The organism is Phycicoccus avicenniae (assembly GCF_050496545.1).
In the GTDB taxonomy this organism is placed as follows: Bacteria; Actinomycetota; Actinomycetes; order Actinomycetales; family Dermatophilaceae; genus Phycicoccus; species Phycicoccus avicenniae_A.
Map to the genome: position 1 here is coordinate 152943 of NZ_JBNVZV010000002.1, position 14551 is coordinate 167493.

Sequence of the window (14551 nt, forward strand, 5' to 3'; positions counted from 1 at the left end):
AGGGGGTCGATCGACGTTACCGGCGGGGGGTGCCGCACCGGTATGGCTCGACCGGGCCATACCGGTGCCCGGTGGGGGCGGCTGGCCTGCGGTTTCGCCGTTCGCCGGACAGCGGTTCGCCGCGCGGCTAGCGTGCTCGGCCGGAGGGGTACCGGTACGGGAGGGATCGATGGGGGAGTCCGGCGGCAGCGCCGAACGGATGGCGCAGGCGCTGGCGGCGCGTGGTGACCACACCGCGGCGGCCTGGGCTGCCGGCGCCGAGGGCGAGCGACGGGTCGCGGCCGCCCTCGCCACGCTGCCCGACGACTTCCTGGTCCTGCACGACCGCCTGCTCATGCCCGGTGTCACCGAGTCCAACCTCGACCACCTCGTCGTCGGCCCGACCGGCGTGCTCCTCGTCGACGCCAAGAACTGGAGCGGGCAGGTCACCGAGTACCGCGGGACGCTGTTCCAGCACTTCTGGGATGCCTCCGGGCGTCGCGCGCACCAACCCCGGACCCGCGAGCTCGACCGGCTGCGGTGGATGGCGGACGAGGTGGCCTCACGGCTCGGGCACGGTGTGACGCAGGCGATCTGCCTCGCCGGTCGGGATGCCCACCGCTTCGGTCCGCCCCGCGTGGTGCGGGACGTCTGGGTCGTGCCGCTGCCTCACCTCGCGACCTGGGCGCGGACCGTGCAGCGCTGCCCCGAGCAGGACCTCACGACCCTCAAGGTCGAGGCCCGCACCGAGTTCCCGTCGACGACGACCGACCCGATGCTCCTGGCCGCGATGGGCCGCGCGCTCGAGCAGCGCGCCACCCCCGCCCAGCGACGCCGCCCGGTCCGTCGCCCGGTCCGGCGTCCGGCACCGACCGCACCGCTCACCCGGCGTCAGCGTGGCGACGCGCGCCGCGCTGCTCAGCGGGCCCGCACCCGGCTCCGGTTGCGGCGCAGCGCCGCCGGGCTCCTCGTGGCGGCCGGGGTCTGGGCGGCGACATCCGGTGGAGCCGCGGCCGAGTGGGTGGTCGGCCTGCTCGGCGCCTAGCCGGCACTCACGGCTCGACCAGCCCGGCCCGGATGGCGTAGCGCGTCAGCTCCGTGCGATCGCGCATCCCCAGCTTGGCGAGCACGTTGGCGCGGTGCCGCTCGACCGTCTTGACCGCGATGACCAGCGCCGCTGCGATCTCCTTGGACGAGTGGCCCTCGGCGATGAGCTTGACGACCTCCTCCTCGCGCGCGGTGAGGACGGAGCGGGGCATCCGCTCGCCCCGGCGCATCCGCTCGAGGAAGTCGCGCACGAGCGTGCTCGCGACCCCTGCGTACAAGAACGGTTCCCCGCGCGCGGCCGCCCGGCAGGCCTCGACGAGGTCCTCGTCGGCCGCCGACTTCAGCACGTACCCCGAGGCGCCGGCCTGCAGCGCGGAGAAGAAGTACTGCTCGTTCTCGTGCATCGAGAGCATGAGGACGCTCGCACCCGGCACCCGCCGGGTGATCTCGCGGGCGGCCTGCAGGCCGGTCATCCGCGGCATCGACACGTCGAGCACCGCGACGTCGAACGGCAACCGGCGCGCCGCCTCCACCGCCGCGACACCGTCGGACGCCTCGGCCACGACCTCGAGCCCGGCTCCTTCGAGGATGCGCCGCAACCCACCCCGCACGAGGGCGTGGTCGTCGGCGAGGAGCACCCGGACGCTCACGGCGCCCCCTCGTGCGGCACCCGCAGCCGGACGACCGTGCCGGCACCGCCGCGCTCCGGCGGACCCACCGTCAGCTCGCCCCCCACCATCTGCGCCCGCTCACGCATCCCCTGGATGCCCGCGCCGCGCACCGTGCCGGGCCCGGCGCCGGGGGCCCCACCACCCCCGGCGCCGCCTACCCCGTCGTCCTCGACGACGAGCTCCAGCCGGTCCCCGTGCCGGCACAACCCCAGACGGACCGTCGATGCCCCCGCGTGCCGCGCGACGTTGGTCACCGCCTCCTGCGCCACCCGGTAGACGACGAGCTCGACCTCCGGCGTCAGCGACGGCAGCCCCGGTGCGAGCCCCCGCACCACCGGAACCCCTGTGCGGGAGGTGAAGTCGCTCGCCAGGCTGGACAGCGAGTTGAGCAGCCCGAGGTCGGCCAGCACCCCGGGCCGCAGTGCCTGCGAGATGCGGCGCACCTCCTCCAGCGAGGCGCGGGTCGTCGCACGCGCCCCTTCGAGGACCGGCGCCAGCCCGGCCGGCGCGAGGTCGAGGCCGTGCCGCAGGTCGAGGAGCACCGCGGTCAGGCTCTGCCCGACCTCGTCGTGCAGCTCCTGGGCGATGCGCTGCCGCTCGGCCTCCTGCGCCTGCAGAGCGCGAGCAGTGCTCGCGGCCCGCTCGGACTCCAGCCGCTCGAGCATCGCGTTGAACCCCTGCACCAGACGACCCGCGGGCCCTGCGTGCGCCTCGTCGAGCCGCGTCCCGGGCTCGCGCAGGTCGACCGTCCCCATCGCGGCGGCCAGCCGGTCGAGCGGTCGCAGCACCGAGCGCAGCAGCAGCCCGTTGACGACGACGATGACCGCGAGGCCCACCGCCAGGACGACCACCTCGGAGACGAGCGGGCGGGTCGAGACCGTGGCCGGCGAGAGCGCCAGCACCGCCGTCCCCGCGGCGAACACCGCGCCGTTGATGAGGCAGACCCGCCAGAACAGGGGGAGGGAGACGTCGCCGCGCATGCCCCCCAGCGTCGCAGAGGCCTCCGGCGTGACCCGGTCAGTCACCGGTCTCACCCCTCCACTGCGCCAGCCGCCCGGCCCGGTGCACCGCGAGCAGCCGACGCTCGGCATCGATGCGCAGTCCTGGTCGCGTGAAGACGAGGAACACGTCGCCGAGGCGCAGGACGGTGTCCTCCTCGAGGGCGCGCGTGGCCCCGTCCCGCACCAGCAGCCCGAGGGTGACGCCCTCGGGCAGCCGCAGCTCCCAGACGTGCAGGCCGTGCAGCCGCGACCCCGGCGTCACCGTCACCTGGAACAGCTCGCTGCCCAGGTGGTGCAGCGAACCGGCGCCGGCCTCGAGGTCGAGTGGTGTCTCGCCCCACCGCATCTCGCCCGGCCGCAGCAGCCGGTTCGAAATGAGCCGGGAGACCTTGTCGGAGTGGGCCGCTGCCACCGGACCGACGATGGCGAGCACGAGGACGTACCCGGCCGCGAGGCTCCCGATCCGGCCGTCCAGCCCGGCCGCCACCGCCAGCGACGCCAGGATGATCGAGAACTCGCCGCGGGTGAGGACCGTGAACCCGATGTTCCCCGCCTCGACCCGCGTGAACCGGTACATCCGCGCCGCGACGACCCCGGCCGTCGTCGCCAGCACCACGGTCATCGCCACGGCGACCCCGATCTGCGGGAGGACGCCGAGGACCTCACCGGGGTCGATGGTCAGCCCGAAGTGGAAGAAGAAGATCGCCCCGAAGGCGTCGCGCAACGGGTGGGTGAGGGTGCGCAGCCGCCCGGCCTTGGCCGTCGCGCCGAGGATCAGCCCGACCATGAACGCCCCGATGGCGTCCGAGACCCCGAGCGCCTCGGCGACCCCGGCCGTCGTCACGGCGAGCCCGACGAAGAGGACGACGACGACCTCCTCGTCGTGGGTGCTGACCAGCCGGCCGACCCACGCCGCCCCCCACCGCGCCACGGCCCCGAGCGTCACGAGGAACGCGAAGGCCGTCGCGATGCCGGTCACCGCCTCGACCCACGTCTCCGCGCCCCCGAGCACCGGCTGCAGCAGCGCGAGGTAGAAGGCCAGGAAGATGTCCTCGATCACCGCGATGCCGAGGATGGTGCGCGTCTCGCGGTTGCCGAGGCGCCGCGTCTCGACGAGCACCTTCGTGACGATGGCCGTCGAGCTGATGCCCACCACGCCGGCGATGACGAACGCCTCGGGTGCGCCCCAGCCGACCCAGAAGCCGTACGCCACACCGCCACCCACGTTGAGCACGAGGTAGACCATGGCGGCGCCGACGAGCCGGCGGCCACCCGCGACGAGCTGGTCGAGGGTGAACTCGAGGCCGAGGTAGAACAGCAGGAAGACCAGCCCGAGGCGGGCGACGAGCTCGAGGTCGGCGGGCTCGCCGACGAGGTCGATGCCGGGGGTGCTCGGTCCGAAGACGACGCCGGCGAGCATGAAGAGCGGCACCGTCGGCAGGCCCAGCCGCGCGCCGGCCCGCGCCACGAGGGCGCAGACGACGAAGGCGCCGCCGAGGGCCATCAGCGTGTCGGCGGCGTGCGGCACGGGAGGTTCTCCGCTCTCGGGCACCGCGCGGTGCCGGGTCGGTGGGCCGGGAGCTCCAGCCTGGCGGATCGCGCCCACCGGGCCCATGGGGTCCTCACCCCATCCCGTCAGCCCCCGGGGTGCTCGTGGTGCTCGCCCGCCGCCTTCACCCCGGCCGCGATGGAGTGCCAGACGTGACCGGGCCCGAGCAGCTCGAGCAGCCCGGCGCGCCCGAGCACCCCGCGCACCTCGCCGAAGACGCGGACCAGGTGCACGTCGACCCCGCGGCGCCGCAGCGAGCGGACGAGGTGGGTCATCCGGTCGCTCGTCGTGGCGTCCATCTGGTTCGTCGCCTCCAGGTCGAGCACCACCGCGTGCACACCGCGTGATGCCGCCCGCTCCAGCGCCATCCCCTCGACCCGGGCGAGCACCGAGGTGGCGTTGGCCCAGAACAGCGGCCCGCTCGGGCGCAGGACGACGACGCCCGCGTACGTGCGGCGCGTCGGGTCGGAGGCCAGCGAGCCCCACGCGGCCTTCTCGGTCTCGACCCGGCCCATCTCGTCGACGTCGACCTGCACCGACCGGTACACGAGCCCCAGCACCGACTGCGCGACCGCCAGCAGCAGCCCGCCGAGCGGCCCCAGCGCGAGCACGCCCCCCAGCGCGACGAGGGCGGCCACCACGTCGTTGCGCCTGAGCCGCGCGTACCGGGCGAAGTCGCGCGGCCGCACCAGCCCCCAGACGGCGTGGACCACGACCGCCGACAGCACGGTCCGCGGCAGGTCGGCCAGCGCGCCGGTGGCCACCACGAGGACGACGAGCGTGACGACGGCGGAGGTGATCCCGCTCAGCTGCGTGTGCGCCCCGGCGCTGGCGTTGGCCGCCGTCTTCGACAGCGAGCCGCCCACCCCCATCCCGCCGAAGAGCCCGGAGGCGAGGTCGGCGGCGCCGTGCGCCACGAGCTCGCGGTCGTCGGTGCGTGCGTCGACGTCCTCCGCGGAGAAGGTGCGCACGGCGGCCAGGCCCTCGGCGATGCCCACCGCCGCGATGGCCAGCGCGCCGGTGACCAGCCCGCCGAGCAGCCGGACGTCGACGAGCGGCAGCGACGGCACGGGCAGGCCGCTCGGCACGTCGCCGACCACGGTCACGCCGCGCCCCGCCAGCCCGGCCTGCGTCGAGACCAGCACCCCGGCGACGAGCACGACGAGCGACCACGGCACGCGGGGGAGCACGCGCTGCCCGCCGAAGAGGACGAGGAGGGCGACGGCGCCGACGCCCAGGGTCAGCCCGTCGAAGTCGGCGAGGCCCCCGACGAGCGTGAGGACGCGCTCGGCGAGGTTGCCGGACGGTGCGGGCAGCCCCGCGAGGGCCGGCACCTCGCCGACGACGATGAGCACCACGAGCCCCAAGACGAAACCGGTGACGATCGGTTCGCTGAGGAACTGCGCCACCCACCCGAGCCGGAGGAGCCCCGCGACGACGAGCACGAGCCCCGCGGTCACGGCGAGGGCCGACGTCAGCGTCACCGCCAGATCGGGGTCGCCGGCCGCCAGGGTGCGCACGATCGAGCCGGACAGGACCGAGACGGTGGAGACCGGACCGACTAAGAGCACGCGCGAGGTCCCGAACAGCGCGTAGGCCAGCAGCGCCGGCGGAAGGGTGTAGAGGCCGACCTGCACCGGCACCCCGGCGACGGCCGCGTACCCGAGGGCCTGGGGCACCGCGAGAGCCGCCACGAGGAGGCCGGCCAGCAGGTCGCCGGGGAGCTGGTGGCGCGGGTAGTGACGCAGCATCCGGAGGTTCTCCGGGACCCTCGGCCGCGGCGCCTGCACGGAGCCCATACTCCACCCTCTGCACAGGCCGCGACAGGGGCACATCGTGTGTCCGGACAGCGGCGTTCGGCCGTTCGGTTGAGGGGGACAACGGTGTCGGTAAAGGGGGTTGCCGACCTTCGTAAAGGAATGGTCAAGTCACCTCTGGACTGCGTTCCGCGTCACTAATTTTCGTTGTGCAGCAGGAGGAGCCGGAGGAGTCAGATGAGCATCATGGTCGACACCGCGACGGGTGTCAGCGTTCGGGTCTCGAGCCCGGCGTTCCGGGCGACGTTCACCCCCCGGGTCGTGCCCGCGGGTGACGACCACGCCGGTGCCGGCGTGGCCGCCCCGACCAGCCGGCTGACGCCGGCCTGCGCCTCGTCGGCCAAGTCCGCCCTCGCCGAGGCCGTCCTCGACGCCGAGGACGCCCTCACCTCCGTCCACCGCTCGTGGTTCGCCACGGCGAGCCGTCCGTGCGCCCTGTCCCCGGCGCGCGTCGACGAGGGCACGATCCGCACCCGCCACACCGAGGCCGCGCTGCGCGGTGTGCCGTGGTTCGACCTGCCGAACCGCCGCCGCGCCCACAAGGCCGCCCAGCGCCGCGCCCTCACCGACATCAGCGTGGCCCGGCGTGCCGCCGAGGAGCTGGTGCGCGCGGAGGAGCGCCGCATCGACCAGTGGTGGAACGCGCTGTGCGCCAACGACTCCGCCACTGTCACCGAGTACGTCAACGGCGTCTTCGCCTCCGACGGGGACACCCGGGCCGCCGCCCTCGGCACCCACGGCGCCTGCGTCGAGGTCGCCGTCGTCGTCCCCGGCGAGCACGTCCTCCCCGCCGAGGAGGTGCGCATGGCCCCGGACGGCTCGCTCACGATCCGCCGCTCGTCCGTCGCACACCGCGCGCACCTCTACCGCCAGCACGTGGCCGGCGTGGTCATCGCCACCGCCCGGAAGGCCCTGGCCGCCTCGCCCGGCGCCGACTCGGTGAAGGTGCACGCCCTGCGCGCCACCGCCACGGGCCCGTTCGACGAGCTGGCGCTCCTCGCCGTCGCCGAGCTGACCCGCGAGGACATCCTGCACGCCGACTTCGCGATGGACGCGCACTCGCTGCTCCACCGCATCGGTCGGGGTGTGCGGATGGGCTCCGAGTGCCTCGACACCGTCATGGTGCCGCTCGCGCTCGACACCGTGCCCGGGCTCGCCGAGCGCCTCGAGCAGGTCTGCGCCGGTCACCACCGCGCCTCCGCGTAGCGATGCGGTTCTCCGCACCCCCGACCTGGCCACCCATGCCCGAGGGCTGGTTCCCCGACCCCGGATGGACCCCCGAGCCCGACTGGCCGGCCGCACCGCGCGGCTGGGCGTTCTGGCGCAACGACTACGGCGTACCGGTACCCGGTCCCGCCGGCTTCTACGGCAGCCGACCCCAGCTTCTCACCGGCCACGGCATCATGCTGGCGCTGGCGACCGGGCTGCTCGGGCTCTACGCGGGGTCCGGCGGCGTCGTGCCGGCGCACCCACCGGCGCCGGCGCCGGTAACGACCGTCGTCTCGGTGCCCGCCGCGACCCCCACCCAGACGCCGTCGGACCCGGTCGTGGTCGGGATGGACGGCTCGTCGAAGTAGCGACCCCGGCGACCGTCACGGGTCGTCCGGAGGCTTAGCGTGGCCGGCATGGACTTCCGACACCTCGGCAACAGCGGTCTCAAGATCTCCGAGATCACCTACGGCAACTGGCTGACCCACGGGTCGCAGGTCGAGAACGACGCCGCCACCGCGTGCGTGCGCGCGGCTCTCGACGCCGGCATCAGCACCTTCGACACCGCGGACGTCTACGCCAACACCAAGGCGGAGACCGTCCTGGGCGAGGCGCTCAGGGGTGAGCGGCGCGAGAGCCTCGAGATCTTCACGAAGGTCTACTGGCCCACCGGACCCGGCGGCAAGAACGACACCGGCCTGTCGCGCAAGCACATCATGGAGTCGATCCACGGCTCCCTGGAGCGCCTGCAGACGGACTACGTCGACCTCTACCAAGCGCACCGGTACGACACCGAGACCCCGCTCGAGGAGACGATGCAGGCCTTCGCCGACGTCGTGCGCCAGGGCAAGGCGCTCTACATCGGGGTGTCCGAGTGGACCGCCGACCAGATCCGCGCCGGTCACGCGCTGGCCAAGGACCTCGGCATCCAGCTCGTCTCGAGCCAGCCGCAGTACTCGATGCTGTGGCGCGTCATCGAGGGCGAGGTCGTGCCCGCGTGCGAGGAGCTGGGCATCGGCCAGATCGTGTGGAGCCCGATCGCGCAGGGCATCCTCACCGGCAAGTACAAGCCCGGTGAGGCCCCGCCGGCCGGCTCGCGCGCCACCGACGAGAAGGGCGGCGCCGACATGATCAAGCGGTTCATGGACGACGACCTGCTGACGCGCGTGCAGAAGCTGGCGCCCATCGCCGACGAGGCCGGCCTGACGATGGCGCAGCTCGCGATCGCCTGGGTGCTCCAGAACGACAACGTCTCCGCGGCCATCGTCGGCGCCTCCCGGCCGGAGCAGGTCGAGAGCAACGTCAAGGCGGCGGGTGTGCGGCTCGAGCCGTCGGCGATGGCGGCCATCGACGAGGCGCTCGGCGACGCCGTGGTGCGCGACCCCGGTCAGACGGCCGCGAACGCGCCGAAGACCCGCGTGGCCTGAGGCCACGCGGGCCGCTGCGGCCGGGTCGGCCGGGTCAGGGCGCGAACTGCGTTCCGTCCCAGACCCGGTCGAGCATCGAGGCGTACGCGCTCTGGGCGATGTCCGAGCCGATGGATCCGGCTCAGCCGATGGTCATGAGATCGCGGAGCGAGAGGGGCGGGCGGCCGGTGACGCGCTCGACGTCGCCGGTGACGACGTCGAGCTCCCCGGCGCGCACGGCGGTGTACGTCGAGACCCAGGCGTCCAGCTGCCAGTCCGGAGCGTCGTACGAGGCGCGAGAGGTGTAGGCCTCCTCGACGCTCTCATCGTGGAAGCGGGTCTCGCGACCCGTGACCTCGGTGATGGTGGCGGCGATCTCGGTGAAGGACAACGCCTCCGGGCCGGTCAGGTCGTAGGTGGCGTCGCGGTGGGCGTCGGGGTCGAGGAGCGCGGCGAGGCCGACGCGTGCGACATCTGCGCGAGCGACGGCACCGAGGCGTCCGTCGCCGGCCGGCCCCCGGATGACGCCGTCCTCGCCGGCCATGAGGGGCAGGAAGTCGAGGTAGAGGCTGTCGCGGAGGAACGTGTGGGCCATCCCGCTCTCGCGGACGAGGCCCTCGGTGGCCCAGTGGTCGCGGCCGAGGGTGAAGGTGCAGTCGGCGGCCGCCCCGAGGAACGAGGTGTAGACGACGTGCTCGACGCCGGCGTCCGCCGCGGCCGAGACGACCGAGCGGTGCTCGGCCATCCGGTCGGCGGACTCCGACGCCGAGACGAGGAACAGCGTGCGGACGCCGGCGAGGGCGGCGCGCATCGCGTCTCCGTCGCCGTACGTGGCCGCGACCACCTCGGCGCCCGGGAGGTCCGGGGCGCGCGAGGGGTCGCGGACGACGAGGCGCTGGGCGATGCCGCGCCCGGCGAGGTCGCGCGCGACCATCCCGCCGACGGCGCCGGTCGAGCCGGTGACGGCCAGGCGTGCGGTGCTCATCGCCCCATCCTCCTCCGGGTCAGGCGCGCGCGGCGCGGAGCGCGGTGACCGCGTCGGTGACGGCCTCGCGCATCGTGGTGGGGGCGCGGCCGATGAGGCGCTCGAGGTCGCCGGTGGTCACCTCGAGGGCGCCGTCGGCGATGCCGCGGTCGGCATCCGCGAGGACGGCCGCGTAGGGCTCGGGCAGCCCGGCGCCGACGAGGGCGGCGACGAGCTCGGTCTCGGGCAGGTCGGTGTAGGTGACGTCCTGCCCCGAGGCGTCGGCGACGGCGGCGGCGAGCTCGGCGAGCGTGAAGGACTCGGTGCCGCCGAGCTCGTGGACGGTGCCACCCGTGGCGCCGGGGTCGAGGAGGACGGCGGCCGCGGCATCGGCGAAGTCCGCCCGGGCGGCGGCGCTGACCTGGCCCTGGCCCGCGGCGCCGAGGACGGCCCCGTGCTCGAGGTAGGTCGGCACCTGCGGCGTGTAGTTCTCGAGGTACCAGGAGTTGCGCAGGAACACCCAGGGGAGACCGGACTCGCGGATGACCTGCTCGGTGGCGCGGTGCTCCTGCGCCAGGACCAGGTCGGAGGTGTCGGCCTGCGGGATGCTCGTGTAGACGAGCAGGCCGACGCCGGCGGCGACCGCGGCCTCGACGACGTTGGTGTGCTGCGCGACGCGCTGCCCGACCTCGCTGCCGGAGACGAACAGGACGCGGTCGGCGCCGTCGAACGCCGCGCGGAGCGACGCGGGGTCGGAGTAGTCGGCGGCCACGGTGCGCACGCCGCGCTCGGCGAGGTCGGCGAGCTTCGTGAGGTCGCGGCCGGTGGCGACGACGTCCGTAGGGTCGGCGCCGCGGCGCAGCAGCGCCTCGACGGCGAGGTGGCCGAGCTGGCCGGTGGCTCCGGTGACGACGATGGTCATGGGTGGTTCTCCTGGATGGGTCGATGGGGTGGTCGTGGCTGTCGCCGGGGCCAACCGGGGGGAGGGCGGGTTGCTTCCCGAGGGGAAGTACGCACTTCTGGGTAAGGTACTCACGTGACGGTGAGTGACGAGGTCAGCGCGGTGCGCGCGATGTTTCCCGACGGTGTGTTTCCCGCGGGGTGCCCGAGCCGGGTCGTGCTCGACCACGTGACGAGCAAGTGGGGGATGCTCGTGCTCGTGTCGCTCACCGACGGGCCGCTGCGGTGGAGCGAGCTGCGCCGGCGGGCCGAGGGCGTCAGCGAGAAGATGCTCGCGCAGACGCTGAAGACCCTCGAGGCGGATGGCTTCGTCCATCGGGAGGCGTTCCCGGTCATCCCGCCGCGGGTCGAGTACCGGCTGACCGGCTCGGGGGAGGAGCTGGCCGCGCACTTGGTACCGCTCCTGCGATGGGTCGCCGAGCACGCGGACGCGGTGGTCGCCCGGCGCGGCTGATTCGTGCGCGCCGCTGCCGTCCGGTGGTGCCCGTGGTGTTGCTGTTCCGGGAGCGGCCCCGTGGGGCGGGCCTGTGGACAACTGGGCTGGCGGAATCGGAGGATTTGGTTACCTTGATGCTGCGGGGTCGCCGAGGGGGCGTTCCCGGGAGAGGGACCGATGCAGCGCTCCGGCTCGTGGGTGGCGGTGGTGGGGATGCTCGCCGCCGGCGTGCTCGGGGGGTGCGACGCGTCCTCCGACGACCCGACCACGGCCCCGACGCCGAGCCCGTCGGTGTCGAGCACGTCCGCCTCGCCGAGCCCCACCCCGACCCCGTCGGTGACCGCGTCGGGCCCCGACATCCCCGCCGCCGCCCGGGCGCAGACGCCCGCGGGAGCAGAGGCATACATGAAGTACTTTTTCGACCAGTTCAATGTTGCCTACACGGAGCCCCGAGCGGGCTTGATCAAGTCAATGGGCACCACTGCTTGTGAGTTCTGCTCCAAGTCGGAAGTCCGAGCCGTCGAACTGGTCGAGGGCAAGCAGCGATACGCGCAAGCCCCTGTGCGTCTCGGTGAAGCCAAGAGCTTCGGTGGTGCGCCCAAGAACGAGCAGTACGTGCACATCGAGTTCACTCAGGTCGCAGCGACAATCGTGGATTCGAGTGGCCGAAAGGTCAGCCAGGTTGCTGAGGCGAACGCGGGAGCAAACGCTGCATTGACGTGGAGCGACGGACGGTGGTTCGTCCGCGGGATCGAGAAGGGCTAATGAGACTGCTAGCCCGCTGCGCTGCCCTGGTCGGGCTCGTCTGTGCTCTCATCGCCGGCGGGGCGAGCCAGCCTGTGGCTGCCCTCGGATCTCCCGACGGGGACATCGTCGGCGACCTGTCGGATGTCGGAAGTGTAGTCAAGACTCTGAGTGCCAGGGACACAGAGGCGCTAGGGCGTTCCTACTTCAAGAATGCTGCCGCCAAGGGACCTTTCTACGACTACACGGCTGTCTCGGCCTGCAGCAACGAGGGGCCCGGTAACAACGAAGGCGACCTGTGCCCCCAATCCTGGGGCTTGTGTCGCGTGGCCTCAGGGGGTGGGGACGGGCCCGCAGTGGTTGTCTTCCAGCGCCAGGTGAGCCGAGCCGGCGTGCCATCCCCGGGAGTCATCGGGCAATGGCGCAGGGTGGACTTGACGTGCTGGCCGGAGAGGGTCCCTGGCAATGCGAACGCGTTGACGATGGGCATGATCCGGGATGCGTTCCACGACACCGACTTCACGGTGCCGACGGTGAACATCCAGCCCGAGGGTGACGTCACGCTGGTCAACCTGCCGACGTTCTTCGAGGTCCAGTTCCCCGAGTCCGGCTTCGGTCCCGACGAGGTCGACCGGCCGGATCCGGCCCGCCTGCTGGGGCACCGCATCGAGGTGCGGCCGCGTCTGAAGTCGGTGACGTACCACCTGGGGGAGCGGACGATCGGCCCGACCCAGGACCTCGGCGGCCCCTACCCGGACGGCTCGGTCGTGCAGACCTACACGCAGCCCGGGACGCACCAGGTGCGCGTCGACATCGTGTACACCGGGCAGTTCCGGGTCGGCGGCAGCGGCTGGATCGACATCCCCGGAGAGGTCGACCTGCAGGGCACCCCGGTCGCCCTCACCGTGCGCGAGGCGAAGTCCCGGCTCTACACGAACTGACGTCGCGCCGGCACGGCCGTGCTCGGTGGCGCGGGTGGTGGCGTCAGAAGTGGGGCGATCACCCCACACCTGACGCCAGGAGCGACGCCAAGGACCCATCCGCAGCCTGTGCACGCCGTGGTCGTTGCGTCGTGGCGGGCGAACACCTGCGCCATCGAGCAGGAACCCTGGCGGCGCGGGACGGGGAACCCGGGATGGCGATGGCGCGGACGACCCGCCACCGCCACCCCGGGCGGCTCTCAGGCGAAGAGCTTCGCCGCCGTGATGACCGTCTGCACGACCCCGTAGGCGAGCAGCAGGAGCACCACGCCCCACGACAGCCACACCCGCAGTGACCCACCGCGCGCGACCGAGCCCTCGCCCGCATCACCGGCGAAGTCCTCCGCCGCCGCGGCCGCCGTGCCCTCCGGCTCGTGGAAGCGCGAGTCGACCTTCTTGACGAGCAGGTTGGCCACGAAGCCGACCGCCAGCACCCCCACCATCGTGAACAGCGCCGGCCGGTAGTCGGCCGCGGTCAGCTTGCCCGGCGTGCCCGCGGCGTCGAGGAACCCGTTGATGATGAGCGGGCCCACCACGCCGGCCGCCGACCACGCGGTGAGCAGCCGCCCGTGGATCGCCCCGACCTGGAAGGTGCCGAAGAGGTCACGCAGGTAGGCGGGCACGGTCGCGAACCCGCCGCCGTAGAAGCTGATGATGATCGCCGCCACCAGCACGAAGATCGCGGTGGACGTCGAACCGGCCAGCGCGAGAAGCAGGTACAGCACGATGCCGACGCCGAGGTACAGCATGTAGATCGGCTTGCGGCCGATCTTGTCCGAGGTCGAGGACCACACGAAGCGCCCCGCCATGTTGAACAGCGACAGCAGCCCGACGAACCCGCCGGCCGCCGCCACTGCGACGGTCGACTTCCCGTCGGAGCCGCGGAAGAAGTCCTGGACCATCGGCGCGGCCTGCTCGAGGATGCCGATGCCGGCGGTCACGTTGCAGAACAGGACGACCCAGAGCAGCCAGAACTGCGGCGTCTTGATGGCGTTGGCGGCCGAGACGCTGCGGTCGGTGATGAGGTCGCTCTTCTCCGAGAGCGTCGAGGGGTCGAAGCCCGGAGGCGCCCACCCGGGCGGGGGGACCCGGACGTTGGTCACGCCGATCATCATCACGAGGAAGTAGATGACGCCGAGGCTGACGAAGAGCATCGTCAGGGCGTGCCCGCTGGCCAGGGAGCTGGCGACGGACGGGTCGTACTCGGGGTCGTAGAAGCCGAGCAGCTGGCGGGACAGCGGCGAGGCGACCATCGCGCCACCGCCGAATCCCATGATGGCCATGCCGGTCGCGAGGCCGGGACGGTCGGGGAACCACTTGATGAGCGTCGAGACCGGCGAGATGTACCCGATGCCGAGACCGATGCCGCCGATCACCCCGTAGCCGAGGTAGACCAGCCACAGCTGGCTGGTCGCCATGCCGAGGGCGCCCACGAAGAACCCGAGTGCCCAGGCGCAGGCCGCCGTGAACATCGCCTTGCGCGGGCCGACGCGGTCGACCCAGGTGCCCATGACGGCCGCCGAGAGCCCGAGCATGACGATGGCGATCGAGAAGACGATGCCGACCGCCGTCAGCGAGCTGTCGAAGTGGGCGACCATCGAGGTCTTGTAGACGCTCGTCGCGTAGGCCTGCCCGATGCAGAGGTGGATGGCCAGGGCCGCCGGCGGGATGAGCCAGCGGTTGTAGTTCTGCGGTGCCACGGTGTGGTGGCGGTCGAGGAGCGAGAGCAGGCCTCCGGCCGGTGCTCCGCGCTCGTCGGTGGTGGCGGACATGGGTTCCCCTTCCACT

General features: G+C 73.0%; 14 protein-coding genes. 7 read left to right on the top strand and 7 right to left on the bottom strand.

The window, feature by feature from the left end; translation table 11 throughout:
• Positions 1-169 precede the first annotated feature (169 nt).
• The gene (locus ACQZ2A_RS02565) at positions 170-1024 is read left to right on the top strand and encodes a nuclease-related domain-containing protein (protein WP_430206933.1); all 855 of its coding nucleotides are present in this window, start codon (positions 170-172) and stop codon (positions 1022-1024) included.
• A 7-nt stretch (positions 1025-1031) separates the two neighbouring features.
• Here ACQZ2A_RS02565 and ACQZ2A_RS02570 read toward each other — a convergent pair whose 3' ends face one another.
• The 4 genes from ACQZ2A_RS02570 to ACQZ2A_RS02585 form a co-directional block, all read right to left on the bottom strand.
• Positions 1032-1676: a response regulator gene (locus tag ACQZ2A_RS02570; protein WP_430206934.1), complete on the bottom strand. Its 645-nt coding sequence runs from the start codon at positions 1674-1676 to the stop codon at positions 1032-1034.
• A complete protein-coding gene (locus ACQZ2A_RS02575) occupies positions 1673-2677 on the bottom strand; it encodes a HAMP domain-containing sensor histidine kinase (protein WP_430206935.1) in 1005 nt (334 codons plus the stop codon). Before ACQZ2A_RS02575 ends, ACQZ2A_RS02570 begins: the two co-directional genes overlap by 4 nt.
• 37 nt (positions 2678-2714) lie before the next feature.
• Positions 2715-4226, bottom strand: a complete 1512-nt coding sequence (locus ACQZ2A_RS02580; protein WP_430206936.1) for a cation:proton antiporter — start codon at positions 4224-4226, stop codon at positions 2715-2717.
• Between the two features lie 107 nt (positions 4227-4333).
• On the bottom strand, positions 4334-5998 hold the full coding sequence (locus ACQZ2A_RS02585; RefSeq protein WP_430206937.1) for a SulP family inorganic anion transporter: 1665 nt from the start codon (positions 5996-5998) through the stop codon (positions 4334-4336).
• 243 nt (positions 5999-6241) lie between these two features.
• Here ACQZ2A_RS02585 and ACQZ2A_RS02590 point away from each other — a divergent pair, with 243 nt between their 5' ends.
• From ACQZ2A_RS02590 to ACQZ2A_RS02600, 3 genes are read left to right on the top strand one after another with little or no spacing between them, the layout of a single operon-like run.
• Positions 6242-7270 (top strand): hypothetical protein, encoded by a 1029-nt coding sequence (locus tag ACQZ2A_RS02590; RefSeq protein ID WP_430206938.1) that lies wholly within the window; start codon positions 6242-6244, stop codon positions 7268-7270.
• Between the two features lie 35 nt (positions 7271-7305).
• On the top strand, positions 7306-7641 hold the full coding sequence (locus ACQZ2A_RS02595; protein WP_430206939.1) for a hypothetical protein: 336 nt from the start codon (positions 7306-7308) through the stop codon (positions 7639-7641).
• Positions 7642-7689: 48 nt separating this feature from the next.
• Positions 7690-8700 carry an aldo/keto reductase family protein gene (locus tag ACQZ2A_RS02600; RefSeq protein WP_430206940.1) on the top strand — a complete coding sequence of 337 codons (1011 nt, stop codon included), beginning with the start codon at positions 7690-7692 and terminating at the stop codon, positions 8698-8700.
• Positions 8701-8821: 121 nt separating this feature from the next.
• Here the strand turns inward: ACQZ2A_RS02600 and ACQZ2A_RS02605 are convergent, their stop codons facing one another.
• Positions 8822-9664 carry an SDR family oxidoreductase gene (locus ACQZ2A_RS02605; protein ID WP_430206941.1) on the bottom strand — a complete coding sequence of 281 codons (843 nt, stop codon included), beginning with the start codon at positions 9662-9664 and terminating at the stop codon, positions 8822-8824.
• Positions 9665-9683: 19 nt separating this feature from the next.
• Complete coding sequence (locus ACQZ2A_RS02610; RefSeq protein ID WP_430206942.1) at positions 9684-10565, bottom strand: NmrA family NAD(P)-binding protein; 882 nt, start codon at positions 10563-10565, stop codon at positions 9684-9686.
• Between the two features lie 114 nt (positions 10566-10679).
• Here ACQZ2A_RS02610 and ACQZ2A_RS02615 point away from each other — a divergent pair, with 114 nt between their 5' ends.
• The 3 genes from ACQZ2A_RS02615 to ACQZ2A_RS02625 all read left to right on the top strand — a co-directional run bounded on the left by ACQZ2A_RS02615 (position 10680) and on the right by ACQZ2A_RS02625 (position 12724).
• Positions 10680-11057, top strand: a complete 378-nt coding sequence (locus tag ACQZ2A_RS02615; RefSeq protein ID WP_430206943.1) for a winged helix-turn-helix transcriptional regulator — start codon at positions 10680-10682, stop codon at positions 11055-11057.
• A gap of 159 nt (positions 11058-11216) precedes the next feature.
• Complete coding sequence (locus ACQZ2A_RS02620) at positions 11217-11804, top strand: DUF6318 family protein (protein ID WP_430206944.1); 588 nt, start codon at positions 11217-11219, stop codon at positions 11802-11804.
• 467 nt (positions 11805-12271) lie between these two features.
• Positions 12272-12724, top strand: a complete 453-nt coding sequence (locus ACQZ2A_RS02625; RefSeq protein WP_430206945.1) for a hypothetical protein — start codon at positions 12272-12274, stop codon at positions 12722-12724.
• A gap of 239 nt (positions 12725-12963) precedes the next feature.
• Here the strand turns inward: ACQZ2A_RS02625 and ACQZ2A_RS02630 are convergent, their stop codons facing one another.
• On the bottom strand, positions 12964-14535 hold the full coding sequence (locus tag ACQZ2A_RS02630) for an OFA family MFS transporter (protein ID WP_430206946.1): 1572 nt from the start codon (positions 14533-14535) through the stop codon (positions 12964-12966).
• Positions 14536-14551: the final 16 nt, after the last annotated feature.